The organism is Amycolatopsis sp. NPDC114505 (assembly GCF_055633615.1).
The window spans coordinates 887,875-911,858 of record NZ_JBVKDV010000001.1 but is presented as its reverse complement, the minus strand read 5'-3'; the positions used below and the strand labels follow the sequence as shown (position 1 = coordinate 911,858).

Genomic DNA, 23,984 nt, shown 5'->3' with positions numbered 1-23,984 from the left:
CCGTGAAAGCCAAGCTCGCGCTCGCCGCGACGGTCCTCTCGGTGGCGACGGTGCTCGTCGTCGCCCCGGCGAACGCCGCCACCGCACCGTCGGCGGCCTTCGTCAAGGACTCCGACTGGGGTTCCGGCTACCAGGCCAAGTACACGATCAGCGCGGGCACGTCCGCGCTGACGAGCTGGAAGCTGGAGTTCGACCTGCCGGCCGGCTCGACGCTCGGGTCCTACTGGGACGCGCTCGACACGCCCTCCGGCTCGCACCACTCGTTCGCCAACCGCGAGTACAACGGGAACGTCGCCGCGGGCGCGTCGACGAGCTTCGGCTTCCTGGTCAGCGGCGGCGGCCTGCCCGCGAACTGCAAGCTGAACGGCCAGCCGTGCGCCGGCGGTACTTCGCCGACGACCACGCCCACGACCCCGACGACCACCACGACGACGACGCCTCCCACGGGCGGCAGCGCGCGCGTGTCGCCGTACATCGACATCACGATGGCGACGCCGTCACTGGTCTCGGTGGCGAACGCGACGGGCCAGAAGAACTTCACGCTCGCCTTCGCCCTCGGCAGCAGCCTCGGCTGCGACCCGCAGTGGGGTGGCACGGTCCCGCTGCTGGACTCGCGGATCATCAACGACGTCACCGCGCTGCGAAACCTGGGCGGCGGCGTCACGGTGGCCTCCGGGGGAGCGCTGGGCCCGTACCTGGAGAACGTGTGCGGCTCGGTGGACGCGCTCTACAACGCGTACGTGAAGACGCTGGACGCAGTGGGCAGCAACAACCTGGACGTCGACGTCGAGGCGTCGATCCCGACGGCCACGGTCAACCAGGCCCTGTTGCGGCTGCAGCAGCAGCGCGGCACGCACATCAGCTACACGATGCGGATCCAGGGCCAGGACTACGGGATGGACCCGTTCTCGGTGTCGATCCTGCAGGACGCGGCGTCGCGCGGGCTGAACGTCGTGGTCAACCCGATGCTGATGGACTTCGGGTACAGCGGTTCATGGGGTGACGCGCTGGTGTCCGCGGCGAACGCGACGCTGGGCCAGATGAAGACGATCTGGCCGTCGAAGTCCGACGCGCAGATCAAGGCCCTGCTGGGCCTGACCCCGATGATCGGCCGCAACGACACGGGCTCGGTGACGGATCAGGCGGCCGCGCGTCAGCTGCTGTCGTTCGCCCAGGCGAACCACGTGGCGAGCATCGGCTTCTGGTCCGCGGGCCGCGACAACGGCGGCTGCCCCGGCGGCGGCGCGGTCGCGACGTGCTCGGGGATTTCCCAGTCGCTGTACGAGTTCACGAACATCTTCAAGGCGTACACGGGCTGAGCCACCCGACCGCCGAAAGGCCGTGACGGCCTCCTTGCCGACGTCCCCAAGCCCCGGCAAGGAGGCCTTCATGGCGGTCACCAGCGGTCGAGGTGCAGGACCTCCTCGAGAGGCTGCCGCGCCGCCGGCTTGAACGTGTCGCCCGTGTAGAACGCCGTCGGGATCAGCGCTGCCTGGTGGACGTTCTTCGGCAGCTCCAGCACCTCCGCCGCTTCTTGCTCGTACGCCAGGTGCAGCGTCGTCCACGCCGTTCCCAGCGTCACCGAGCGGGCCGCCAGCATGTAGCTCCACACCGCCGGCAGCAGCGACGCCCACAGCCCCGCCTGGTTGCCCGCCGGCAGTTCCGCCGACGGCGTCTCCAGGCACGGCACCACGAGCACCGGGACGTCACCCATCCGGTCGGCCAGGTACTCGACGCTGCTGCCGACCCGCTGCTGCACCGGCGCGCGCGACGGGTCGTCCGCGAACAGCTTGCCCGCCGCGCGTTCCGACGACAGGTACTCGTGGCACGCCCGGCTGTAGATCTGCCCGAGCGCCGCCCGCTGGGCGGCGTCGGTGACGACCAGCCACTGCCAGCGCTGGGTGTTCGAGCCGCTCGGCGCCTGCAGGGCCACCTGTATGCAGTGTTTCACCAGGTCGAGCGGCACCGGCCGGTCGAAGTCGAGGCGCTTGCGGACGGTCCTGGTGGTCGTCAGGAGCTCTTCGGGCGTCATCATCGGCCCATCATGCCGGGACTACCAGCGATCGTGCACCAGCGGCCGGATCAGCTCGTCGTACGTTTCGCGCACGCCGGCCAGCGCCTCCGGCGACAACGGCGGAAGAGCGGCCACCGCCGTGTTCGCGGACGCCTGCGTGGCGTTCCGCGCGCCCGGGATCACCGTGCTCACGCCCGGCTGGTCGACGATCCACCGCAGCGCGAACTGCGCCAGCGTCTGCCCCTCCGGCACGAGCCCCCGCAGCCGCTCGACGGCCGTCAGCCCGACGTCGTACGGCACGCCCGAGAACGTCTCGCCGACGTCGAACGCCTCGCCGTGGCGGTTGAAGTTCCGGTGGTCGTTCTCGGCGAACGTCGTGGCGGCCGTGTAGCGACCGGACAGCAGGCCCGACGCCAGCGGCACCCGCGCGATGATCCCCGCGCCCGCCTCCGCCGCCGCGGGCAGCACGCGCTCCAGCGGCTTGAGGCGCAGGCAGTTCAGGATGATCTGGACGGAAGCGACGTTCGGCCGCGCCAACGCCGTCAGCGCCTCTTCGCACGTTTCGACACTCACGCCGTACGCCTTGATACGGCCTTCAGAGACCATCTCGTCCAGGGCGTCGTACACCGCGTCGGACGAGTACACCGGCGTCGGCGGGCAGTGCAGCTGGACGAGGTCGAGCGTGTCGACGCCGAGGTTGCGGCGCGACCGGTCGTTCCACTCGCGGAAGTTCGCGCGGACGTAGTTCTCCGGCACCTGCTCGACCCGGCGGCCCATCTTGGTCGCCACGAAGACGTCGCCGCGCTCGGCGCGGAACCGGCCGACCAGGCGCTCGCTGCGCCCGTCGCCGTAGACGTCGGCGGTGTCGAAGAAGGTGACGCCGGCGTCGGCCGCCGCGTGCAGCACCGCGAGGGCGTCGCTCTCGTCGACCTCGCCCCAGTCGGCGCCGAGCTGCCAGCAGCCGAGCCCGACGACGGACACCTCGCGGCCCAGCCGGGTGATCTTCCGGTTCTCCATGCCGCGATCCAAGCACACCGCCCCGCCTATGATCGGCCGTCATGGCCATGACGTCGGGTCCGGACGGACTCGGGACCCGGATGCGGCACGTCCTCGAGATCCTCGAGGCCGACGTCGCGCAGTTCCTCAAGGACATCGGCCTCGACGACTACCGCCCGCGGTACTCGGGGGTCGTGCGGGCGCTGCTCGCGCGCGGCCCGCTGGCCATCCGCGACCTCGCCGCCGAGATGGGCGTGACGCACTCGGCGGCCAGCCAGACCGTCGCGCAGATGACCCGCGCTGGGCTCGTCAGCCTCGAACCGGGCGCCGACGCCCGTCAGCGCATCGTGTCGCTCACCGAGAAGACGCGCGGGATCCTGCCGCTGATCGAGGCGGAGTGGACGGCGACGACCGAGGCGTCGGAGGCACTGGAAGCGGAGCTGCCGTACCCGTTGCGCGGGGTGCTGGCGGCGATCGTCGAAGCGCTGGAGCGCAAGCCGTTCCGGCAGCGGATCGGGGAGACGGCGGCCGCTCGGGAGCTCTTGGAGCCCTGATCAGATGCTGGGGATCCGGAAGACGGCCCAGACGAACTTGCCCCCGGGGCAGAACTCGAAGCCCCAGTCCTCCGACAGCGCCTGGACCAGCACCAGCCCGCGGCTGCGTGCCTCGGCCGGCGCCGGCGCTCGCATCTCCGGCAGCCGGCTGCCGGAGTCGTGCACCTGCAGCGTCAGCTGCCCCTCGAAGTAGGACAGCTCCATCCGCTGCGGGCACTCGCCGTGTTCGAAGGCGTTCGTGACCAGCTCGGACGCGGCCAGCAGGACGTCGTCCAGCTGCGCCTCTTCCAGGCCGAAGCCGAGCAGCATCGAGCGGATCTCGTGCCGGGCCCTGGCCGGGGCGGTGACGTCATCCGGGAGCAGCACTGTCAACGGCGCGACCGGCACTTCGGTGCGGTGCGAGATGTTCATCGTCATCGGTCCCCCTCCCAGTGAGTTCCGGTACCGTCCGCGAAGTACCCAGGCCGTTCAGCGGCTAATCAGGTGCCGTCGGCCAGCTCGGATTCGTCCAGGCCCGAACGCAGCTTCTTCAGCGTCGCGGCCAGCAACCGCGACACCTGCATCTGGGAGACCCCGACGCGGCGCGCGATGTCCGACTGGCTCATCCCGGAACCGAACCGCAGCGCGACGATCTTGCGCTCCCGGTCCGGCAGGCTGTCCAGCATCGGGCGCAGCGCCTCGCGCAGCTCGGCCTGGCCCAGCTCGGCGTCCGGCGCCCCGAACCGGGTGTGCGCCGCGTTCTCCAGCAGGTGGTCCAGCGACGCGCCGTAGCGGCCCTGACCGGCGCGAAGCCCCTCGTAGACGTCCTCGATCGGGACGCCGAGGCGCCCGGCGATCTCACTGGGCTTCGGCGCGCGCGAGAGCTGCACGGTGAGCTCTTCGCGCGCGGCGGAGATGTTCGCGTTCAGCTCCTTGAGCCGCCGCGGGACCCGCACCGACCAGCTGTTGTCCCGGAAGTGGTGCCGCAGCTCCCCGGAGATGGTGGGGACGGCGAAGGCCAGGAAGTCCGTCCCCTGCTCGGGGTCGAAGCGGTCGACGGCGTGGATGAGCCCGACCGTGGCGATCTGGACCAGGTCCTCCATCGCCTCGTCGCGGTTGCGGAACTTCCGGGCCAGGTTGCGCGCGAGCTCCAGGTGGCCGCGCACGAGCGTGTCCCGGACGCGCTCCCGCTCCGGGGAGCCCGCCGGCAGCGCGACGAGTTGGACGAACAGCGCGCCGACGTCGAGGTCGTTCCCGCTGCTCCCGGCGGGATCGCTCACGAGTCCGCCGCCTGGCTTTCCCGGACGAGGTCGACCCGGGACAGGTAGCGCCCGTCCTCGGGGGTCACGGTGCGCTGCGCCGACGTCGCGAGCGCGGTCAGCAGCTGCCACGACAGGCCGGAGTCGTCTTCGTGGTCAGGAGTGTCCGAAAGCACCGAGACCGAGACCTCGATGCGCGGCCCGCTCCACGAGAAGATGCAGGTGAGGCGGCCGTCCGAGGCGGCGGGGAGCAGCAGCGAGCAGGCTTCGTCCACCGCCATCCGGAGGTCCTCGACGGCGTCGAGGTCGAAGTCCTGGCGCATCGCGATGTCCGCCACGATGGTGCGCAGCGTCGGCACCACGTGCGGGATCGCGGCCGTCCGCACCTCGATGACCTGCGCGCCTTCCGGCACGAGCGGGGCGTTGTCCTCCACGTTTGTTCCTTTCTCCGGCTCGCGCTCCAGGTGTCGGCGGTGTCCTCTTCACGCCCGGTCGCGAGATGCCCGTGGGGTGAGCAAACCAAACCCGCGTTTGATCCGCTCCACCGGCGGGCATGTAGCGATCGACATGCTCATCCTGGGAAAGGCAGGGACGACATGGCTGACGTCAGCCGGCTGCCCAACGTGGTTGCTGAAGAGTGGGAATGGCAGCTGAATGGCTCGTGCCGAGGTGCGGACAGCAGCCTGTTCTTCCACACGGACAACGAACGGGGTTCGGCGCGGGAGCGGCGCGAGTCGCGGGCCAAGGCCATCTGCCAGACCTGCCCGGTCCTGGCCCAGTGCCGCACGCACGCGATGACGGTACAGGAGCCGTACGGCATCTGGGGCGGTCTCGGGGAGATCGAACGGCGGCAGCTGTTCCTGCGTCAACGCAGGGCGGCGCGGAAGGTGATGAGTGCGCACTGACCAGGCAGGATTCGATCGAACGTGAGCAGTCAGCGCGAAAGGACGGCGGCCGTGGCGGGCTCGGCCGCTTCCTGGGTTAGGGTTGGCCCCGGAGTTGCCTTGACCGTGCCGCCGCGAGCTTCTGGAAAGGCACGGTGACACGGTTGCCGCTTGAGACAGCAGGCGCGTACCCGGCGCAGGAGCAGCGCCTGACGAGGAGAAACTGCATGCCCGCAGCCGACCAGAACGCCACCCCGCCCGGGTTCGGCATCTCGCTGGACACCGACGCGACGGAGCCCCGGGTGGTGGTCACCGGCGAGCTCGATCTGCTGACCAGTCCGCAGCTGCAGGAAGCCCTGGCGGGGCTGATCGCGGACAAGCGAGCGCAGCGGGTCGTGGCCGATCTGACCGGGGTGACCTTCTTCGATTCCTCCGCGCTGAACGTCGTGCTCCGCGCACAACGCCAGGCCGGCGAGCAGGATGTCGAACTCGAGGTCGTCCCGAGTCCCGCGGTGAGCCGGGTGATCGAGCTCACCGGCGTGGCCGAACACCTGAGCGTGTCGGAGGACCCCCAAGCCTGACCGCCCGCTACGGTTCCGCGGACTGATTTCAGTTCGTGGACCTTGGGGGCGGCACGATGATGGGGCGGACGCATGCCCTGACCGGCTGGTGCGCGGGCTTGGCCCTGGCGCCCGCGGTCGGAGCGGGTTCGGTGCACCAGGCGGTGGTTTTCGCCGCCACGACGGCGGGGTTCGCCCTGCTGCCCGATCTCGACCACCCCGGAGCGAGCGCGTCCCGTCTGCTCGGTTGGCTGACGGGTGCTCTGTCCTGGCTGCTGCGCCGCGTGTCGGCGTCGTTCTACGCGCTGACGAAGGGCCCGCGCGACGAGAACGTGACGGGCAAGCACCGCCACCTGTCCCACACGGTCTTGTTCGCGGCCGGCCTCGGAGCGTTGACGTCGTGGGGCACGGAAGCCGGCGGCCCGTGGGCGGTCGTCGGCGTGGTGGTCTTCGGCCTGATGCTGGCGGAAGGCGCACTGGGCGACTGGCTGCTCCCGGTGAGCGGCGCCGCGGTGGCCTGGTGGTTCTTCACGGCGCCGCCCGACCGGGCGGGTGAGCTGGAGTCGATCACGGGCTGGCTGGGCGTCGCGGTGGCGGCGGGCTGCCTGACCCACTGCCTCGGCGACGCACTGACCGAGGCCGGCTGCCCGTTCCTGTTCCCGGTCCCCATCGCCGGCGAGACCTGGTACGAAATCCGCCCACCCAAGGTGCTGCGCTTCAAGACGGGCAAGAAGGTCGAGAAGCGGCTGATCTTCCCGGTGTTCGCGGTGCTGGCGGTCCTGCTGGTGCCGGGGGTGTGGAACTACTCGGTGAGCACGTTCGAGCGCCTGTTCATCCCGCCGGCGTCCCAGCAGGCGACCACGCCTTGAGCCGTTCCGCCGCCGCGGCGGTGTCCGTGTAGTCGCGGGTGTGCGTGATCAGGCCGTCCTTGATCGTCATCACCATCACGTACGTCGCCACGAAGCTCTCGCCGGCCATCTCCTGGTGGAGGTCGAACTCCGTGACGAGCACCGCGGGGTCGGCCGTCTCGTGCACGATCACGTTGTCCGCCTTCGTGATCCGGCGGGACTCGCCCGCGCGGCGGAACCGGCGGCGCAGCTCCTCGCGGCCCTTCGTCACGCGGGGCGCTCCGGGGAGGGTGAACGGCATTTCGAGGGTGACGTCTTCGGCGTAGCAGTCGGCGAGGTCGTCCCAGCGGTTCTCGACCGACGTCGTCAGGAAGCGGTCGAACACAGCGCGGATTTCGGACATCGGAATTCTCCTGGAAGACTGGACGTTGAATCGGAACGGTGCACCCGCTTACGACGATACGGAGCGCTCGTTCCGGTTGTCAACGAGGAGAAGACATGGAGAAGATGCGCGCGGACGCGCGGCGTAACCGGGCGAAGGTCCTGGCTGCCGCCGAAGAGGCGTTCGCCGCCGACGGGCTCGCCGTGCCGCTCGACGACATCGCGCGGCTCGCGGGGGTCGGCGCCGGGACCGTCTACCGGCATTTTCCCAGCAAGGAAGCGCTCTTCCAGGCCGTCGTCCTGGAGCGCATCGAGCAGTTCGCCGAGGAAGCCCGCGCGCTCGCCACGGCGGAGAACCCCGGCGAAGTCTTCCTCGACTACTTCGTCCGCGTGATCAAGCAGGCGTCGCTCAACCGCGCCATCTGCGACGCGCTGGCCGAGTCCAGCGGCCACGCCTTCAAGGCCGGCGCGGGCGACGACTTCCGCGCGGCGCTGGGCGAACTCCTCCGCCGGGCCCAGGAGGTGGGCACCGTCCGCCCGGACATCGACGGCGACGACCTGCGCGCGCTCATCGTCGGCTGCCTCGCGGTCGAGCGGTATTCACCGGGCAGCCGCCACCTGGTCCGCATCGTGGTCGACGGGCTGCGGGCCTCAGCCGGGAACCAGGTCGCGTAGCTTCCGCAGCGGCGAGCACACCAGGATCGCGGCCGAGGCGAGCACGCCCGCGGCCGCGATGTGCAGCGTGATCCGCATCCCGAACGCACTGGCCAGCGCGCCGCCGGCGAGGCTGCCGAGCGGAATGGCGCCGAACACCAGCGTGTGCGTGATCGAGTTGACCCGGCCCAGCACCTCCGGCGGCGCGGCGGCCTGCTGGAAGCTCATGCCGAAGACGTTCAGCACGATGACGCCGAAGCTCGCGAAGAACCCGGCGACGACGTAGTAGGCGAGCGCCCAGCCGCGGCCGGTGAACGGGTAGAGCTGGTAGGCCAGGCCGTACAGCACCGCCGCGCTCAACAGGGCCCGCGCGCCGCCGATCCGGTCGCCGATCCGCCGCGCGGTGAGCCCGGCGACGAGCGCGCCGGTCAGCGTCGACGTGCCGAGCAGGCCGATCGCCCACGGCGAGAGCCCGACGTCGCGGGCGAGGAAGACGATCACGATGGCCAGGTGCACCGACTGGAAGAAGCTCGACACCGCGCCGTGGACGCTGATCGCCAGCAGGACGCGGTCGCCGCGGACCAGCCGCAGGCCGTCGCCGATCTCGCGGAGCAGCCGTCGTTCGCGGGGCTCGGGTCGCGCGTCCGGCGTCTCGATCCGGCGCAGCCAGAGGGCCGACCACAGGTAGCTGACGGCGTCGACGGCCAGGGCGACGGCGGTGCCGAGCACCTGGATGATCAGCCCGGCCAGGCCCGGACCGGCGACCGCCGCCATCGACAGGTTCGTCTGGAGCCGGGCGTTCGCGTCCGGCAGCTGCTCGCGCGTCACCAGGCTGGGGACGTAGGTCTGGTGCGCGATGTCGAAGAACACGCCGAGCAGCCCCACTCCGAGGACCACGGCCAGCAGCTGCGCCAACCCGAGCACGCCGAACAGTGCGGCCACCGGGATCGACCCGATCAGCACCGCGCGCCCGAGGTCGGCGGCGATCAGCACCGGGCGGTGGCGCACGCGGTCGCACCATGCGCCGACCTGCAGGCCCAGCACCAGGTAGGGGAGGTTCTCCACGGTCCGCAGCAGCGAGACCTCGAAGACCGACGCCCCGAGCGTGGTGGCCGCGAGCAGCGGCACCGCCAGTACGTCGATCCGGCTCCCGAGCTGGCTCACGAGGTCGGCCAGCCACAGGCGGCGGAAGTCGCGGTTTCCCAGAGCCCCCATGACCCCAACCTGGCACGCTCAACAAAGTTGAGTCAAGCAGACTCAAGGTGCACAGTCTGTAACAAGAGCTAAGATCAACGCGAGTTAGTCCTCGTACCTGCGCTACGCGTGGCGAGGGGGTGCCCGGATGCACAGCCGACCTACCTGGGGCTCCACCGCGGTGACCGGGCTGGCGGGATTCGCCACCGGATTGCTGGTGGCCGCGCTGCTCGTCGCCGGCAAACCCGTCTCCAAGCCCGCCGATGTCGTCGCCCCGCCGCCGCCCAGCACCGTCTCCGCCGTGCCCGTCACCGTGACCGCGTCGGTGCCGCCCGCCACCGTCACCTCCGTCGAGTCCTCGCCGCCGAGCACCACCACGAGCGTCGTCGAGGTCACCGTGACGCCCACCCCGACGTCGACCACGCCGACGTCGACGTCGCCCGTTCTTCCGCTCACCAGCGGGTGGCGCGACTGACCCGTGCAACCCGGGCGCGATCGATTCCGTCTGGTCGGCATGCGCATGTGGATCGCGGCACTCCTGCTCGCCGCCGCCGGGTGCGGCCAGGCCGGCTCGGGGACGGAGGTCGCCTGCCCGGCGATCGGCACCCGGGTCGGCATCGGCCTGACCGTCCCCGACCCCGCCGGCATCACCCGCGCGACGCTCGAAGCGTGCTGGGGCGACCAGTGCGTCACGCGTCCCGTCGAGCTCTTCCCCGAGACGGCCGCGGGCACCCAGACCTGCACCGGGACCGGCCCGGACGCCTCCTGCGGCGTCTCGATGGTCCCGACCGGCGGCCTGCAGGGCTTCGCCGACATCCCGGGCCTGCAGGCCGAGCCGATCCGGGTCACCGTCCGCTTCGACGACGGCGAGCCGCACACCGTCACCGTGACGCCCGTCTTCGTCCACCCGGGCGGCCCCGCGTGCGGGCAGGGCGGACCGCAGGCCCAGCTCGTGGCCGGCCCCGGCCACGAGCTGAAGCCGCGCTAGCCGACGTCCCGGCGTCGCCAGCCCACCAGGCCGGCGACCAGGGCGACCGCCGCCACCGCCGTGAGCCAGACGAGCGGCGTCGCGACGAGCTCCTGACCGGGAAGTTTCGGCGGGTGCTGGAACGGCGAGACGTCCAGGACCGCCTGCGGCAGGTTGACGATCGGGCCGAACAGGCTCAGCAGCAGCGCCAGCGAACCGACCGCCCAGGCCCCGGCCGAGAAGCCCGGCAGGAGCCCGAAGATCGTCACGGCCAGCGCGACCACGACCCACGCCGCGGGCAGCTGGACGAGCATCCCGGCGAGGGAGTCGCCGATCGAGCCGCCGAGGTCGCCGGCGCGCAACCCGTTGGCCAGGCCCATGAACAGGCCGCCGGAGAGCAGCAGCAACGCCGTGCCGAAGAACGCGAAGACGAGGTGACCCGCGGCCCAGCGCAGCTTGCCGACGCTGGTGGCCAGCACCGGCTCGAGCCGGATCGCCGTCTCCTCGCCGCGCATGCGCAGCACCGCCTGGATCCCGTACAGCGACGCGACCATCGCGAACATCCCGGCCATGGCGGCGAGGAACGCCTGCGTGAGCGCCTCGCTGCCGCCGAGGCGGGCCATGATCTCCTGCGCCTGCGGGCTCGACCCGACCAGGCCGCCGATGCCGCTGGCGATCGAGCCGAACACCGCGCCGACGACCGCCATCCCGATCGTCCAGCCGAGCAGCGGGCCGCGGTGCAGCCGCCAGGCGAGCGCGAACGGCGTCCGCAGGCTCGCCGCCGCCCGCGCCGGACCCGGCCGCGGCGGCAGGATGCCGACGCCGACGTCGCGCCGGGGCAGCAGCCAGTACCCGGCCGCACCGACGAGCAGCGCGAACGCCACCGGCAGCAGGAGCACCCACCAGCGTTCGCCGGCGAACGCGCGAACCTGCTGCACCCAGCCGATCGGCGACAGCCACGACAGCCAGCGAGCGTCCACAGTGGAGTCTCCGGCGCCGCGCAGCAGGAACGCGGCGCCGACCACGGCGGTGCCGATCCCGTTGGCCGTGCGGGAGTACTCGGCGAGCTGGACGGCGACCGCCGCGACGGCCGTGAACACCAAGCCCGACAACGCTTGTGACGCGCCGAAGGCGAGTGAGCCGGTCGCGGGCAGCCCGGCGCCGACCATGCTGCCGTACTGGATCAGGCCGATCAGCACGCTCGCCCCGCCGGCCACCAGGACGGCCGACGTCAGCGCCGCGTACCGGCCGACGATCGCGGACGCGAGCAGCTCCGCGCGGCCCGTGTCCTCCTCGGCGCGCGTGTGCCGCGTGACCGTGAAGACCACCATCAGCCCGGTCAGCAGCGCCAGGAACCCGCACATGCGCCAGGAGATGAACCCGCCGGCGGTGGTCAGGTCGAACGGCGGCCCGTAGAGCAGCGCGTACGACGGGTTGGTGTTCGCGCCGGCCTGCAGCGCCTGCCGGTCGGCGGCCGTCGGGTAGAACTGCGTGAACGTCTTGACCGTGCTGGCCGGGACGATGCTGAGCAGCACGATCCAGATCGGCAGCACGACGCGGTCGCGGCGCAGCGCGAGCCGCGTGAGGTGCCAGGTGCCCGCCAGTTCGTGGGCGGGCGCGACGTCGGCTTCGGCGCGGGAGAGCGTCGCGGTCATTTCGCGCTCGCTTCAGTGGTGTAGTGGCGCAGGAACAGCTCTTCCAGCGTCGGCGGCTGGCTGACGAGGCTGCGGACGCCGACCTGGGTCAGCTGCCGCAGCGCTTCGTCGAGCGAGCGCGTTTCGACGTCGAACCGGACGCGGTTGCCGTCGACCTTGAGGTCGTGGATGTTCTCCAGCGTCGCCAGCCCGTTCGGCGGCCCGGCGAGCTCGGCGGTGATCGACGTCCGGGTGAGGTGGCGCAGCTCGGCCAGCGTGCCGGACTCGACCGTGGCGCCGTTGCGGATGATGCTCACCTTGTCGCACAGGGCCTCGACCTCGGCGAGGATGTGGCTGGAGAGCAGCACGGTCCGGCCCTGCTCGCGCTCCTCCTGGATGGCGTACTGGAACGTCGCCTCCATCAGCGGGTCGAGGCCGGACGTCGGCTCGTCGAGGATCAGCAGGTCGACCCGGGACGCGAGCGCCGCGACGATGGCGACCTTCTGCCGGTTGCCCTTCGAGTACGTCCGCCCCTTCTTCTTCGGGTCGAGGTCGAACCGTTCGACGAGGTCGGCGCGCCGCTTCTCGTCGAGCCCGCCGCGCAGGCGGCCGAGCAGGTCGATCACCTCGCCGCCGGAGAGGTTGGGCCAGAGGTTGACGTCGCCGGGCACGTAGGCCAGCCGGCGGTGCAGGCTCGCGGCGTCCTTCCAGGGGTCGCCGCCGAGCAGCCGGACGTCCCCCGAGTCCGCGTGGAGCAGGCCGAGCAGGACTCGGACGGTGGTCGACTTCCCGGCGCCGTTCGGGCCGAGAAAGCCGTGTACTTCCCCAGTAGGTACCTGCAGATCGAGGCCGTCCAAGGCCTTGGTCCGGCCGAACGACTTGTGCAGGCCGGAGATCGCGATGGCATTTTCCATGCTTCGGAAGCTACACTGATTTCAAGAAGTTGTGAAGTTAAGAAAATGTCTAGATGGAGTGATCTTGCTGGGGCGATACGGGAGGATGGGCCGATGACGACGCCTGACACGAAAAGAGATGAAGACGCCGTCCGCCGGTACGTCGAGAGCCTGGCCCTGGTGCTCTCGCAGATCGGGATGCAGCGCATGTCCGCGCGGGTCTTCGCGGCCCTGATGACCACCGACGACGCCCGGCTGACCGCGGCCGACCTGGCTTCGCAGTTGTCGGTGAGTCCCGCGGCCATCTCCGGCGCCGTGCGCTTCCTCGAGCAGATCGGCCTGGTCGCCAAGGAACGCGAGCCGGGCGAGCGCCGCGACCACTACCGCCTCTTCGACGACCTCTGGTACGCCACGTTCCTCAAGCGCGACCGCATGATCATCATGTGGCGCGACGCGGCGGGCGACGGCATCGACGCCCTCGGCGAAGACTCCCCGGCCGGGCAGCGGCTCGCCGAGATGCGCGACTTCCTGTCGTTCATGCTGGAGGAGCTCAACGGCATGTACGAGCGCTGGCACAAGATGCGCGCGGAGAAGAACGCCTAGAGCCCGGCGAGCAGCGTGTCGACGAGCCGGTCGGCGAGGTCGGCCGGCTCGCGCTCTTCGAACGTGGCCAGGAAAGCCTGCTGGAAACAAGCGCCGAGCAGCAGTGACGCGACGGCCTCGGCGTCCGTGTCCGCCTTGAGCCGGCCCAGCGCCACCTCGGCTCGCACGTAGTCTTCGACGCCCTTCAGCGGGATGCGCGGCCCGGCGCCTCCCACGCGGTCCCGGTGTGAGCGCAGCAGGTCGCGGGACGAGAACATCGAGATGGCGATCGGGAAGCTGTCGGTGTAGAACGCCAGGCCGAGGCGCGCGACGCGGACGAAGTTGTCGCGCAGCGGCGCCCGCCCGGGGTTCGTGGTCAGCTCGGCCAGCGTGGCGCCCAGTGCCGGCAGCTCGTCGGAGAGCACGCTGAGGAACAGGTCGGTCTTGTCGCGGAAGTGCTTGTAGAGCATGGCTTCCGAGTATCCCGCGGTCCGCGCGATGACCTTGGTCGTCGCGTGGGCGTAGCCCTGCTCGCGCATCACCTTCGCGGCCGCGGCGACGATCTCCTCACGGCTTCCCATGGCGGCTCCTGAGTGCGTTCTCAGCGTGGTTAGTGAACACTCACCCTACCTGGTGAGTGTTCACTAACCGACGAGGAGACACCATGAAGATCACCGTGCTGGGCGCGACCGGCGGGGTCGGCACCGAGGTCGTCAAGCAGGCGCTGGAGCGGGGCTGGGACGTCACGGCGGTGGTCCGCGACCCGGCCCGGCTGACGCTGCCGGCGCACGTCGTGGTCGCCGGCCTGGACGAACACGACAAGCTCGCCGCCGCCATCGAGGGGCGCGACGCCGTCGTGTCGGCGCTCGGCTCGCGTGACCGCGGGCCGACGACGGTCTGCGTGGACGGTGCCCGTGCGGCGCTCGACGCCGGGGCGAAGCGCCTGCTGGTCGTCAGCGCCAGCGGCATGCACACCGAAGGGGACGGCTTCTTCACCCGCGCGCTCGTCAAACCGCTGCTCAACACCTTCCTCAAGCACGGCTGGGCGGACATGCTCGCGATGGAGGCCGTGGTCACGGCGTCCGACGTGGACTGGACCGTGGTCCGCCCGCCGATGCTGCTCGACGGGCCGCGCACCGGCAAGGTCGTGAGCCGGCTCGACGGGAACGTCCGCACGTTCACCATCCGGCGCGCCGACGTCGCCGCGTTCCTGCTCGACGCCGTGGCGGAGCCCACGCTGACCAGGGCGAAGGTTTCCATCGCCCACGGCTAGCGTCGAAGTATGGTGATCCTCGCTCAGGCCCTCTACGTCAAGTGGAAGACCCCGCGGCTCCCCGGTGCCGCCGGTCCGACCGAAGGGTTCGTGCCGGGGGACGGGACCCCCTTCCGCTTGGCCGTCCTCGGCGAATCCACAGTGGACGGCGTCGGCGCGGCGAACCACGAGGAAGCGCTCACCGGCTGCCTCGCCCGCGAGCTCGCGCGCGGCGGCCGGGCGGTCCGTTGGCAGGCCGTCGGCCGGACCGGGGCCAACGCCCGGGTCGTGCGGGCCGAGCTGGTCCCGCTGGTCCGCCCGGCCGACCTGGTGGTCGTCGCGCTGGGCGTCAACGACACCATCGAGCTCCGGTCGGCCGCGGGCTACCGCCGTGACCTGCTGGAACTGGTGATCGAGCTGAGAAGGCGCCTCGGCCCGGTCGACGTCCTCCTGGCCGGTGTGCCGCCGATGTCCCGCTTCCCGGCGCTGCCGCGACCGCTGCGAGACGTCCTCTCGGCCCGCTCGACCGCCCTCGACGCCGCCGCCGCGGCCCTCGGCCGGATCCCGGGCGTCCGGCACCTGCCGATGGACCCCGCGCTGCTCGACCCCGCCGCCTTCGCGTCGGACGACTTCCACCCGGGGCCCGCCGGGTACGCCCGCTGGGCCCGCACCCTCGCACTCCCTGTGATCGGTTAGCCGCCCTGCGTCGATCTTCAAAAAAAGTTCGCGGTTCGTGTATCTGGCCGCCCCTCCATTGCGTCCTGTGGAGCAGCCAAGCACGGAAATGGGAACACGGCAGGGGGTGCCGAGTTCGAAATGCGCGGTGGCCGGGAGCCGAGGGGGCTTCCGGACACCGTCGGCCGGGTGCTCTTCGGGGGAGGGGTCATCCGGCGGGGTCCGTTGGGGAGCGGGCCCTTGAGGGAGGGGAGTACCGGTCGGCGCGGGTGACGCGCCGGCCGGTACCTCCCTCGATCGTCCTTGACCGGAAGCGCGACCGACGAAGTAAGTGACCTTGATGTATCCGAGATCCACCTGCACGCTCCTTCCCCCCGAAGGACCCGCGATACTGCCGAAGCCGACTCGAAGACTTTTCCGAAGAGGGGCAGATACGGTGACCGACGTGCAAACCACAGAGGTAGACCCGCCTTGGGAGGGCTTGACCGGCGCCGAGCTGCACGCCGCGTGCATGCAGGCCGCCCGGGACGGTGACCGCCGCGCGATGGACCGCCTCGTCGCCGAGCTGACCCCGCTGGTCTGGCACGTCGCCCGGGCCAACGGCCTCGACCGCTCGGTCGCCGAAGACGTCGTCCAGACGGTGTGGCTCGCCCTCTTCAGCCAGCTCGGGAAGCTCAGAGACCCGAAAGCCCTGGCCGCGTGGCTGATCACGACCACCCGGCGCGAGGCCACGCACCCGTTCGGCCGGCGCGTGCAGCCCGTGCCGTTGAGCGACGAAGTCGCCGAAGCCATGCCGAGCACCCAACCGGCACCCGAAGACGAAGCCGTCCGCGCCGACCGCGACCGCCGGGTCTGGCGCGCCTTCGTCCGGCTGCCCCACCGCTGTCAGGACCTGCTCCGGCTGACCGTGCTCGCGGGTCGCGCGGAGTACCAGCTCGTCGCCGAGGCGCTGCGCATGCCCCGCGGCAGTGTCGGCCCGACCAGGGGACGCTGCCTCGACCAGATGCGCGATCTGCTCGTCAGTGAAGGGGGAAGCCGATGAACGACCTCGGAACGCCGGGCGAGGCCTTTTCCGACGAATTGATCCTGGCCGGCATCGGCCGCTTCCTCGACGAGCTGGACCCGCCGCCGGACGACCTGGTGCAGCGGGTCCAGTTCGCGCTCGCCCTCGAAGACCTCGACGTCGAGGTCGCGCGGTGGGAGCGGCTGGACAACCTGGCCGGGGTCCGCGGTGGCGGCACCGGGACGATCACCTTCACCGTCAGCGACCTGACCGTGATGATCAACCTGACCAAGATCGGCAAGCTGCACCGCATCGACGGCTGGCTCGTGCCCGCCGGCCAGTACGGCGTCGAGGTGCGGGTCGCCGAGCACGGGACGTCGTCCACGACCGCCGACGAAGGCGGCCGGTTCGTGCTCGACAACGTCCCGCGAGGGACCACGCAGATCCTCGTGCACCTCGGTGACGTGACGTGCCGCCGGACCGTCGTGACGCCGACGGTCGTGCTTTAGCCGAGGAAGTCGGCGAGGGGGACGGGCGTCAGTCCGTCCTTCTTCGCCTGCTCCACGAACGCCGTGTAGTCCTCCTTGAAGGTCTTGCGGAAGTGCATCAGCACGACGTCACCCGGCTTGAGCTTGTCCCCGGCCTGGAACTGGACGTGCCCGTCGTTGACCGCGGCCGTCCACAGCACCGAGGCGCGCATCCCGCACGCGGCCGCCGCGCGCAGCGTGTTCTGGTCGTAGTTGCCGAACGGCGGCCGGAACAGCGACGGCCGCACGCCGAGGCTCTTCTGGAAGTCGTCGGCGTCGTCGCAGATCTCCTTGCGCTGGAACTCGTACGGCTTGCCCTTGAGGTTCGGGTGGTCGACCGTGTGGTCGCCGAGCGTCGCGCCGGTGGCGTCGAGGATCTGCTTGAAGTAGGCCTCGTGGCCCTTCACGTACTTCTGGTTCAGGAACAGCACCGGGTGGGTGCCGTTCTGCTGCATCAGCTTCAGCGCGTCCGGGTCCTTGACCGCGCCGTCGTCCATGGTGAGGAAGACGTACGGCTTGTCGGTGGTGATCCGCTTGACCACCGGGACCTCGCCGTTCGCGATCGCCGGCGCCTTCTGCTGGACCGTGCCGAACGGGTACGGCGCCGACGTCGTCCCGGCGGGGCCGCCGCCGGGTGCCGGGTTCGGCTGGCTGGTGCCGAACTCCCGTTGGGCCGGCTCGCTCGCCGAGCAAGCCGTGAGTGCCAGTGCCGCGGCGACGACCACCGCTGCGACGCGCTTCATCCCACGTCCCCCTTCCGCGTAGTTCAGAACTACACGAAAGAGTGACGTTGGAGCCCGGGGTCAAGTTGCGTCGGCTGATCTTGTGTGGCCGGAGCCACCCAGGTCAGCGTCCTTTTTCGGCCGCCTTGACCAGCTTGCCGGAGAACAGCCTGATCACACGTTCGAGTCCGGCCGCCAGGATCGGGCCGCTGCCCCTGACCGGCTCGGTGAACGACCCGGTCCAGCGCAGGTGCGTGCCGCCGCCTTCGGTCGGCGTGAACAGCACCTCGGCGCGGTAGTCCTTGATCGGGTTGGCGCCGAAGAACGTGTAGACGTGCTTGTGGCCGGGCTCGTACTCGAGCGTCTCCTCGCGGATCAGCACCGGCCAGAGGCCGACCTCGCGGACGGCGCCGACGCCGGCCGGGTCATCGGCGCCCTGGCGCTTCCAGCGGGCCTGCACGATGAGTGGCTTTCCCCACTCCGCCCAGCGCGGGCCGTCGGCTTCGAGTGCGAACAACGCCGCCGGTGGCGCGCTGCTCGTGCGGTTGACCTCGAAGGAGAACTTGCGGCCCACCGGAACCTCCCACGTTGTTGACAGATTGATAATTAAGCGTTCCGCGCAGCGTAGGTCAAGATGGGGGCGTGAGCACGCCGCGTCCCGACATCGCCGCGCCGCACTGGCTGACCCAGCTCCTGCGCAGCAAGCCGGTCCCGGTGCCGTGGAACATGGTCGCCCGCGCCGTCATCGCGCTGGCCGTGCCGCTCGCGGTCGCCTATGCGGCCGGCGACATCGCTGTCGGCGCGCTGATCTCGACCGGCGCGCTGCCCGCCGTGCTGTCCGAGTCGGCCGGCCCCTACCGCTACCGCGCCCGCCGGCTCGGCGGCGCGACGCTGGCGGCGGCGTTCGGGTACGCCGTCGGGCTGCTCACCGGCGGCACGCCCGCGCTGTCCGTGCCCGCGGTGATCCTGGTCGCGGCGGTGTCCGCGCTGATCAGCGCAGCTGGCAGCAACGCCTCGGTCGCCGGGCTGCAGATGTTCGTGTTCGCCGTGCTCGGCACCGGCCAGCACGCGACCGGCGTGCGCGTCGAGGTCCTGTTCGGCTTCTTCTGCCTCGGTGCCGTGTGGAGCCTCTTGGTGGCGCTCGCCAGCTGGACTTTCCGGGCGACCAGCCCCGAACGCTCCGCCGTCGCGCACGTCTACGTCGAGCTGGCCGCGATGCTCTCGGCGACCGACGAAGCCGTCTCGCGGGTCGCCCGCCACCGGCTGACCACGGCCATGACCACCGCGTACGACCAGCTGCTCACCGCGCGCTCGTGGCTGTCCGGCCGCGACGCCGCCTACCGGCACCTGCTCAACCTGCTCTCGGCGACGACGCCCGCGGTCGAGGCGTCGGTGGCGATGGTCAACGCCGGCCGCCGCACGCCGCAGGAGGTCATCGACCACTTCGTCGCGCTCTCGGCGTCGGTGCTGGCCAGCCAGCCGCTGCCGGAACCGCCGCCGAGGCCGGACGACGCCGCCGACCCGGTGCTCGCCGCGCTGTACGCCGGTCTGGTCCGGATCGGCAAGGGCGACGACCGCAAGCGCCGGGAGCTGACGCCCTGGTACCGGCGCCTGCGGACGTGGGCGGGTTCGCTCGCCTCCGGCCCGCTGACGTGGATCGCCGCGCTGCGGCTGACGCTGTGCGTCGCGATCGCCGAGGTCGTCGGGCTGCTCGTGCCGCTCGAACGGTCCTACTGGATCACCCTGACCGTCGGGATCGTGCTCAAGCCGGACTTCGGCTCGGTCTTCGGCCGCGCGGTGCTGCGCGGGATCGGCACGGTCGTCGGCGTCGGCGTGGGGGCCATCGTCCTCGGCGTCGGCGGGCACGGCTGGCTCCTGGTCGCGCTGATCACGATCTTCGCCGGCGGCGTCGCGGTCGGGAAGGTGCGCAACTACGGCATCCTCAGCGCGTTCGTGACGCCGTTGATCATCCTGCAGATGGACCTGGCGAACACCGGCAGCTGGAACGTCGTGGTGGCGCGGCTGGTCGACACCGTGCTGGGCTGCGTGATCGTCCTCGTCTTCGGCTACCTGCTCTGGCCGGGCAGCCGTCGTCCCCAGGTCGGCGGCCGGCTGGCCGACGGGCTGGACGCCGTCGCGAAGTACGTCTCGTGCGCGCTGGTCGAAGCGTCTTCCGGGGAAGCGCGGCTCGCGCGCTCACGGGCCCGGCGCGGCGCGTACCGGGCGCTGGCCGACCTGCGGACGGCGTTCCAGCAGGTCGTCGTCGAGCCGTCCGCGAACGGCCGCCAGGCGGTCGCGTGGTGGCCGGTCATCGCCGCGCAGGAACGCGTCGCGGACGCCGTCACCGAGGTCGGCGTGACGATCGGCCGGGGCCTGACCCCGCCGGAGCCCGGGGACATCGAGCTGCTCACCGCCGCGTTGGCCGAACTGGCGTCGGCGATCCGCGAGCAGCGGGAGCCCGCGTCGATGCCGCTGCCGGACAGCGCGCAGCTGGCCGGCGTGGTGGACCAGCTGGAGTCGGCGTTCGACGCCGTCCGCGGCCCTGACCTGGTGGAACGCACGCCGTTGCGGCTCGTCCGGCGGTTCCTGCCCTACCACAGGCGCACGTGACGGGAGTGCTGTTCAATTACGGCCATGGGAATCGACTTCGATGCGTTGAAGGGCAAGGCCGAAGAGGCCCTGCGGGAGCACGGCGACAAGATCGAGGACGGCCTCGACAAGGCGGGTGACTTCGCGAAGTCGAAGTTCTCCGGGCACGACGAGCAGATCGACAGCGGCATCGAGAAGGCGAAGAGCTTCCTCGACAAGTTCGACGACAAGCCGGACACCCCGCCGGCCCAGTAGGTCCTACTGGACTTCGCCGGTCGCGATCCCGTCCGCGAGGCCGGTGATCCGGCCGCCGCGTTCGCCGAGCGCGATCAGGCCCTGCCGCGCGTCCGGGGCCGCCAGGCTGATCCGGACGCCGGCGCGTTCGGCGTCCAGGCTGGCGGCCAGCGCTTGCGCGCCCTCGTACCCCGCGTTGATCGTGGCCGCCAGGCCGCCGGTCGACGCGAGCGAACCGCGCGCGGCGCCGAGCCGGCCGAGGGCTTCGTCGACGATCGGCAGCAGCGCGTCCCGGTTGCCTTCGGTCATCGCGCGCACGAGCTGCGGGTTCGACCCCGCGACACGCGTCCCGTCGCGGTACGACCCGGCGGCCAGCGACATGGCCAGCGGCCCGCCCTCGGCGCCGATCGTGGCGAGGATCGCCGCGAGCAGGTGCGGCAGGTGCGAGATCCGGGCGACGGCTTCGTCGTGCGACTCGGCGGGCAGCGGGACGACGTGCGCGCCGATGTCCAGCACGAGCCGCGTGACCTCCGACCAGGCGTCGAGGTCGGTGTCCTCCTCGACGCCGACCACCCACGCCGCCCCCTGGAACAGCGCGGCGTCGCCGGCCAGCCAGCCCGAGTTCGACGTCCCGGCCATCGGGTGCCCGCCGACGAACCGCGTGTACGGCACGCGACGGCGGACGGCGTCCAGTACCGGCGCTTTCACGCTGGTCACGTCGGTGAGCAGGCAGTGCGACGCGTGCTGGGAGACCAGGCGCAGCAGGTCCTCGACCGCGGTGAGCGGCGCGGCCAGCACCACCATCGCGTCGGCGCCGTCGGCCCGGTGCAGGGCGGCTTCGACGTCCGTCGTGACGTCGTAACCCGCTCTGCTGGCCGCGTCGGCGTCCACTTCGGAAACCGCGGCGCCGAACGCCGTGCGGCCGCTGGCGGCCGCCGCGCGCAGCAGCGAACCGCCGATCAGCCCGAGCCCGATCACGCATACGTCTCGCACGGGGCCCATCCTGCCAGTGCCGGACGCATCTGGTGCTACAGCGCGGCGGCGAGCCTCGTTCCCTGGTCGATCGCGCGTTTCGCGTCGAGTTCGGCGGCGACGTCGGCCCCGCCGATGAGGTGCACCGGCAGGCCGGCGGCGCGCAGCTCGTCCGCGAGGTCCCGCACGGGTTCCTGACCGGCGCAGACGACGACCGTGTCGACCTCCAGCAGCCGCGGCGCGCCGTCCACGGTGACGTGCAGGCCGGCGTCGTCGATCCGCTCGTACGTGACGCCGGTGAGCTGCTCGACGCGCTTGGCCTTGAGCGCGGCCCGGTGCACCCAGCCCGACGTCTTGCCGAGCCCGGAACCGATCCCGGACTTCTTGCGCTGCAGCAGGTACACCTGCCGCGGCGACGGCTCGGGCTTCGGCGTCGCGAGCCCGCCCGCCGCCTGCTCCGGGTCGGTGACACCCCACTCGGCCATCCACGCGTCGAGGTCCAGCGCGGGCGAGTCGGTGTGCGTGAGGAACTCGCTGACGTCGACGCCGATGCCGCCGGCCCCGATCACCGCGACCCGCGCGCCGACCGGCTTCCCGTGCCGGACGACGTCGACGTAGGACAGCACCTTGGGGTGGTCGATCCCGGGCAGCGACGGCACGCGCGGCGCGACGCCGGTGGCCAGCACGACCTCGTCGAAGCCGGTGAGGTCGCGCGCGGTCACGCGGGTGCCGAGGTGCAGCTTCACGCCGGTCACCTCGACCCGCCGCCGGTAGTAGCGGATCGTCTCGGCGAACTCCTCCTTACCGGGGATCTTCCGCGCGATGCCGAACTGGCCGCCGACCTCGTCGTCGGCCTCGAACAGCTCGACGCTGTGCCCGCGTTCGGCCAGCGCCGTCGCGGCCGAGAGCCCGGCGGGCCCGGCCCCGACGACGGCGACGTGCTTCGAGCGTCGCGTCGGGGCGAGGGTCAGCGTGGTTTCGTGGCCGGCGCGCGGGTTGACCATGCAGGACACGAGCTTGCGCTTGAACGCGTGGTCGAGGCACGCCTGGTTGCAGGCGATGCAGGTGTTGATCTCGTCCTCGCGGCCGGTCTCGGCCTTGCGGATCCACTCGGGGTCGGCGAGGAACGGCCGCGCCATCGACACGAGATCGGCGTCGCCGCTGCTCAGGGCTTCTTCGGCGACCTGCGGCATGTTGATCCGGTTCGACGTGACGACCGGGATCCCGACGTGCGGCTTGAGCTTCCCGGTCACCCACGTGAACGCGGCGCGCGGCACCGACGTCACGATCGTCGGCACGCGGGCCTCGTGCCAGCCGATGCCGGTGTTGATGATCGTCGCGCCGGCGGCTTCGACGTCCTTCGCGAGCGCGACGACGTCCTCCCAACGCTGGCCGCCGGGAACGAGGTCCAGCATGGAAAGTCGGTAGATGATGATGAAGTCGTCGCCGACCTTTTCCCGGGTGCGCTTGACGATCTCGACGGCGAACCGGCGGCGCTTCTCCGGCGTGCCGCCCCAGGCGTCGGTGCGCTTGTTGGTGCGCTCGGCCAGGAACTGGTTGATCAGGTACCCCTCGGAGCCCATGATCTCGACGCCGTCGTAGCCCGCTTCGCGCGCGAGAGCGGCGCAGTTCGCGAAGGCGTTGATCTGCTGCTTGACGCCGTAGCCCGTGAGACCACGCGGCCGGAACGGGTTGATCGGCGCCTTGATGCTCGACGCGGACACGCTCAACGGGTGGTAGGCGTACCGGCCCGCGTGCAGGACCTGCAGCGCGATCTTGCCGCCCGCCTCGTGGACGGGCGCGGTGAGCTGGCGGTGCTGCTTCGCTTCGGCGGACGTCGTCAGCTTGGACGCGAGCGGCAGCAGCCAGCCCGTCTTGTTCGGCGCGAACCCGCCGGTGACGATCAGGCCGACGCCGCCGCGAGCGCGTTCGGCGTAGTACTCGGCGAGCTCGGGGAAGTGCGCGGCCTTGTCCTCGAGGCCGGTGTGCATCGACCCCATCAGGACGCGGTTGCGCAGCGTCGTGAAGCCGAGGTCGAGCGGCGACAGCAAGTTCGGGTACGGGGTCATCGGGCGTCCTTCTCGTGGTGGAGGGCGGCGAGGACTTCGTCGAACCACTCGACCTGGCCCTCTTCGACGCGGATGCCGCCGCGCAGGACCAGGTACTGGTGCAGGTGCTGGCCGGTCAGGGCCCCGGGCGCGGGGAAGTCCCGCTTCTCGATCTGGCGGTAGACGTCGAGCCGGGCGGCGTGGGCCGAGCGGTGCCGGACGATCTCTTCGGCGACCTTCGACGGATCCCCGAAGGTCGCGCCGCGGATCTTCACGGCCAGTTCGACCGGTCCCGCGCCCGGATCGGGCTCGGCCAGCCAGCGGACGAGTTCGGCGCGGCCGCCGTCGCTGACCGTGTAGACCTTCTTGTCCGGCCGCCCCGACTGCGCGACGACGTCGACGGCGACCCAGCCGGCCTCTTCCATCCGCTTCAGGACGCGGTAGATCTGCTGGTGGGTGGCGCTCCAGAACAGTCCGATCGACTTCTCGAAGCGGCGCGTCAGCTCGTAGCCCGAGCCGGCGCGCTCGGACAGCGAGACGAGGATCGCGTGCTCCAGTGCCAT

Annotated in this window: 30 protein-coding genes; 15 read left to right on the top strand and 15 right to left on the bottom strand. The window is 71.3% G+C overall.

What is annotated here, in order from left to right:
- The first annotated feature begins 2 nt into the window (after positions 1 to 2).
- Positions 3 to 1,319 (top strand): cellulose binding domain-containing protein, encoded by a 1,317-nt coding sequence (locus ACZ7OU_RS04685; protein ID WP_470254244.1) that lies wholly within the window; start codon positions 3 to 5, stop codon positions 1,317 to 1,319.
- A 77-nt stretch (positions 1,320 to 1,396) separates the two neighbouring features.
- On the opposite strand, the gene ACZ7OU_RS04680 is transcribed toward ACZ7OU_RS04685, so the two are convergent.
- Together ACZ7OU_RS04680 and ACZ7OU_RS04675 are read right to left on the bottom strand one after the other, a co-directional pair.
- Positions 1,397 to 2,035 carry a nitroreductase family protein gene (locus ACZ7OU_RS04680; protein ID WP_470254243.1) on the bottom strand — a complete coding sequence of 213 codons (639 nt, stop codon included), beginning with the start codon at positions 2,033 to 2,035 and terminating at the stop codon, positions 1,397 to 1,399.
- Between the two features lie 18 nt (positions 2,036 to 2,053).
- Positions 2,054 to 3,031, bottom strand: coding sequence for an aldo/keto reductase (locus ACZ7OU_RS04675; protein ID WP_470254242.1), 978 nt, complete (start codon positions 3,029 to 3,031; stop codon positions 2,054 to 2,056).
- Positions 3,032 to 3,072: 41 nt separating this feature from the next.
- Here ACZ7OU_RS04675 and ACZ7OU_RS04670 point away from each other — a divergent pair, with 41 nt between their 5' ends.
- A complete protein-coding gene (locus ACZ7OU_RS04670) occupies positions 3,073 to 3,564 on the top strand; it encodes a MarR family winged helix-turn-helix transcriptional regulator (RefSeq protein WP_470239824.1) in 492 nt (163 codons plus the stop codon).
- Here ACZ7OU_RS04670 and ACZ7OU_RS04665 read toward each other — a convergent pair whose 3' ends face one another.
- The 3 genes from ACZ7OU_RS04665 to ACZ7OU_RS04655 all read right to left on the bottom strand — a co-directional run bounded on the left by ACZ7OU_RS04665 (position 3,565) and on the right by ACZ7OU_RS04655 (position 5,236).
- A complete protein-coding gene (locus tag ACZ7OU_RS04665; protein WP_470254241.1) occupies positions 3,565 to 3,981 on the bottom strand; it encodes an ATP-binding protein in 417 nt (138 codons plus the stop codon). It lies immediately after the preceding gene.
- A gap of 62 nt (positions 3,982 to 4,043) precedes the next feature.
- Positions 4,044 to 4,823 carry a SigB/SigF/SigG family RNA polymerase sigma factor gene (locus ACZ7OU_RS04660; protein ID WP_470239822.1) on the bottom strand — a complete coding sequence of 260 codons (780 nt, stop codon included), beginning with the start codon at positions 4,821 to 4,823 and terminating at the stop codon, positions 4,044 to 4,046.
- Complete coding sequence (locus ACZ7OU_RS04655) at positions 4,820 to 5,236, bottom strand: anti-sigma factor (RefSeq protein WP_470239821.1); 417 nt, start codon at positions 5,234 to 5,236, stop codon at positions 4,820 to 4,822. The genes ACZ7OU_RS04660 and ACZ7OU_RS04655 overlap by 4 nt, the downstream gene beginning before the upstream one ends.
- A gap of 162 nt (positions 5,237 to 5,398) precedes the next feature.
- On the opposite strand from ACZ7OU_RS04655, the gene ACZ7OU_RS04650 reads away from it, so the two are divergent.
- The 3 genes from ACZ7OU_RS04650 (at position 5,399) to ACZ7OU_RS04640 (ending at position 7,115) form a co-directional block, all read left to right on the top strand.
- Positions 5,399 to 5,707 carry a WhiB family transcriptional regulator gene (locus ACZ7OU_RS04650; protein ID WP_155548578.1) on the top strand — a complete coding sequence of 103 codons (309 nt, stop codon included), beginning with the start codon at positions 5,399 to 5,401 and terminating at the stop codon, positions 5,705 to 5,707.
- Between the two features lie 206 nt (positions 5,708 to 5,913).
- Positions 5,914 to 6,267 (top strand): STAS domain-containing protein, encoded by a 354-nt coding sequence (locus tag ACZ7OU_RS04645; RefSeq protein WP_470239820.1) that lies wholly within the window; start codon positions 5,914 to 5,916, stop codon positions 6,265 to 6,267.
- Between the two features lie 59 nt (positions 6,268 to 6,326).
- Positions 6,327 to 7,115 carry a metal-dependent hydrolase gene (locus ACZ7OU_RS04640; protein WP_470240771.1) on the top strand — a complete coding sequence of 263 codons (789 nt, stop codon included), beginning with the start codon at positions 6,327 to 6,329 and terminating at the stop codon, positions 7,113 to 7,115.
- Here ACZ7OU_RS04640 and ACZ7OU_RS04635 read toward each other — a convergent pair.
- Positions 7,078 to 7,497: a nuclear transport factor 2 family protein gene (locus ACZ7OU_RS04635; RefSeq protein ID WP_470254240.1), complete on the bottom strand. Its 420-nt coding sequence runs from the start codon at positions 7,495 to 7,497 to the stop codon at positions 7,078 to 7,080. The two genes, ACZ7OU_RS04640 and ACZ7OU_RS04635, sit on opposite strands and share 38 nt — an antisense overlap.
- Positions 7,498 to 7,592: 95 nt before the next feature.
- On the opposite strand from ACZ7OU_RS04635, the gene ACZ7OU_RS04630 reads away from it, so the two are divergent.
- On the top strand, positions 7,593 to 8,150 hold the full coding sequence (locus ACZ7OU_RS04630; protein WP_470254239.1) for a TetR/AcrR family transcriptional regulator: 558 nt from the start codon (positions 7,593 to 7,595) through the stop codon (positions 8,148 to 8,150).
- On the opposite strand, the gene ACZ7OU_RS04625 is transcribed toward ACZ7OU_RS04630, so the two are convergent.
- Positions 8,127 to 9,344 carry an MFS transporter gene (locus ACZ7OU_RS04625; RefSeq protein WP_470254238.1) on the bottom strand — a complete coding sequence of 406 codons (1,218 nt, stop codon included), beginning with the start codon at positions 9,342 to 9,344 and terminating at the stop codon, positions 8,127 to 8,129. The genes ACZ7OU_RS04630 and ACZ7OU_RS04625 overlap by 24 nt on opposite strands.
- Before the next feature lie 127 nt (positions 9,345 to 9,471).
- Here ACZ7OU_RS04625 and ACZ7OU_RS04620 point away from each other — a divergent pair, with 127 nt between their 5' ends.
- Positions 9,472 to 9,798, top strand: coding sequence for a hypothetical protein (locus ACZ7OU_RS04620; RefSeq protein ID WP_470254237.1), 327 nt, complete (start codon positions 9,472 to 9,474; stop codon positions 9,796 to 9,798).
- Positions 9,799 to 9,837: 39 nt separating this feature from the next.
- A complete protein-coding gene (locus ACZ7OU_RS04615) occupies positions 9,838 to 10,311 on the top strand; it encodes a hypothetical protein (protein ID WP_470254236.1) in 474 nt (157 codons plus the stop codon).
- On the opposite strand, the gene ACZ7OU_RS04610 is transcribed toward ACZ7OU_RS04615, so the two are convergent.
- Together ACZ7OU_RS04610 and ACZ7OU_RS04605 are read right to left on the bottom strand one after the other, a co-directional pair.
- Positions 10,308 to 11,945 carry an ABC transporter permease gene (locus tag ACZ7OU_RS04610; RefSeq protein ID WP_470254235.1) on the bottom strand — a complete coding sequence of 546 codons (1,638 nt, stop codon included), beginning with the start codon at positions 11,943 to 11,945 and terminating at the stop codon, positions 10,308 to 10,310. The genes ACZ7OU_RS04615 and ACZ7OU_RS04610 overlap by 4 nt on opposite strands.
- Positions 11,942 to 12,838, bottom strand: a complete 897-nt coding sequence (locus ACZ7OU_RS04605; RefSeq protein WP_470239813.1) for an ABC transporter ATP-binding protein — start codon at positions 12,836 to 12,838, stop codon at positions 11,942 to 11,944. The genes ACZ7OU_RS04610 and ACZ7OU_RS04605 overlap by 4 nt, the downstream gene beginning before the upstream one ends.
- A 93-nt stretch (positions 12,839 to 12,931) precedes the next feature.
- On the opposite strand from ACZ7OU_RS04605, the gene ACZ7OU_RS04600 reads away from it, so the two are divergent.
- On the top strand, positions 12,932 to 13,420 hold the full coding sequence (locus ACZ7OU_RS04600; protein ID WP_470239812.1) for a GbsR/MarR family transcriptional regulator: 489 nt from the start codon (positions 12,932 to 12,934) through the stop codon (positions 13,418 to 13,420).
- Here the strand turns inward: ACZ7OU_RS04600 and ACZ7OU_RS04595 are convergent.
- Complete coding sequence (locus tag ACZ7OU_RS04595) at positions 13,417 to 13,980, bottom strand: TetR/AcrR family transcriptional regulator (protein WP_470254234.1); 564 nt, start codon at positions 13,978 to 13,980, stop codon at positions 13,417 to 13,419. The two genes, ACZ7OU_RS04600 and ACZ7OU_RS04595, sit on opposite strands and share 4 nt — an antisense overlap.
- Before the next feature lie 83 nt (positions 13,981 to 14,063).
- Here ACZ7OU_RS04595 and ACZ7OU_RS04590 point away from each other — a divergent pair, with 83 nt between their 5' ends.
- From ACZ7OU_RS04590 to ACZ7OU_RS04575, 4 genes are all read left to right on the top strand, one after another.
- Positions 14,064 to 14,672, top strand: coding sequence for an NAD(P)-dependent oxidoreductase (locus ACZ7OU_RS04590; RefSeq protein ID WP_470254233.1), 609 nt, complete (start codon positions 14,064 to 14,066; stop codon positions 14,670 to 14,672).
- Positions 14,673 to 14,681: 9 nt separating this feature from the next.
- Positions 14,682 to 15,347 carry an SGNH/GDSL hydrolase family protein gene (locus ACZ7OU_RS04585; RefSeq protein ID WP_470254232.1) on the top strand — a complete coding sequence of 222 codons (666 nt, stop codon included), beginning with the start codon at positions 14,682 to 14,684 and terminating at the stop codon, positions 15,345 to 15,347.
- Positions 15,348 to 15,762: 415 nt separating this feature from the next.
- Positions 15,763 to 16,368, top strand: a complete 606-nt coding sequence (locus ACZ7OU_RS04580) for an RNA polymerase sigma factor (protein ID WP_470239808.1) — start codon at positions 15,763 to 15,765, stop codon at positions 16,366 to 16,368.
- Positions 16,365 to 16,838, top strand: coding sequence for a carboxypeptidase regulatory-like domain-containing protein (locus tag ACZ7OU_RS04575; RefSeq protein WP_364379156.1), 474 nt, complete (start codon positions 16,365 to 16,367; stop codon positions 16,836 to 16,838). Before ACZ7OU_RS04580 ends, ACZ7OU_RS04575 begins: the two co-directional genes overlap by 4 nt.
- Here the strand turns inward: ACZ7OU_RS04575 and ACZ7OU_RS04570 are convergent.
- Positions 16,835 to 17,599: a polysaccharide deacetylase family protein gene (locus tag ACZ7OU_RS04570; protein WP_470239807.1), complete on the bottom strand. Its 765-nt coding sequence runs from the start codon at positions 17,597 to 17,599 to the stop codon at positions 16,835 to 16,837. The genes ACZ7OU_RS04575 and ACZ7OU_RS04570 overlap by 4 nt on opposite strands.
- 103 nt (positions 17,600 to 17,702) lie before the next feature.
- On the bottom strand, positions 17,703 to 18,152 hold the full coding sequence (locus ACZ7OU_RS04565; RefSeq protein WP_470254231.1) for an SRPBCC family protein: 450 nt from the start codon (positions 18,150 to 18,152) through the stop codon (positions 17,703 to 17,705).
- Between the two features lie 68 nt (positions 18,153 to 18,220).
- Between ACZ7OU_RS04565 and ACZ7OU_RS04560 the strand changes: the two genes are divergently transcribed.
- A complete protein-coding gene (locus tag ACZ7OU_RS04560) occupies positions 18,221 to 20,188 on the top strand; it encodes an FUSC family protein (RefSeq protein ID WP_470254230.1) in 1,968 nt (655 codons plus the stop codon).
- Positions 20,189 to 20,212: 24 nt separating this feature from the next.
- Entirely contained in the window at positions 20,213 to 20,422 is a 210-nt protein-coding gene (locus tag ACZ7OU_RS04555) for an antitoxin (RefSeq protein WP_360478704.1), read from the top strand.
- Positions 20,423 to 20,425: 3 nt separating this feature from the next.
- On the opposite strand, the gene ACZ7OU_RS04550 is transcribed toward ACZ7OU_RS04555, so the two are convergent.
- From ACZ7OU_RS04550 to ACZ7OU_RS04540, 3 genes are read right to left on the bottom strand one after another with little or no spacing between them, the layout of a single operon-like run.
- Positions 20,426 to 21,379 carry a prephenate dehydrogenase gene (locus tag ACZ7OU_RS04550; RefSeq protein ID WP_470240770.1) on the bottom strand — a complete coding sequence of 318 codons (954 nt, stop codon included), beginning with the start codon at positions 21,377 to 21,379 and terminating at the stop codon, positions 20,426 to 20,428.
- A gap of 50 nt (positions 21,380 to 21,429) precedes the next feature.
- Positions 21,430 to 23,442 (bottom strand): FAD-dependent oxidoreductase, encoded by a 2,013-nt coding sequence (locus tag ACZ7OU_RS04545; protein WP_470254229.1) that lies wholly within the window; start codon positions 23,440 to 23,442, stop codon positions 21,430 to 21,432.
- Positions 23,439 to 23,984: a PadR family transcriptional regulator gene (locus ACZ7OU_RS04540; protein ID WP_470254228.1), complete on the bottom strand. Its 546-nt coding sequence runs from the start codon at positions 23,982 to 23,984 to the stop codon at positions 23,439 to 23,441. Before ACZ7OU_RS04540 ends, ACZ7OU_RS04545 begins: the two co-directional genes overlap by 4 nt.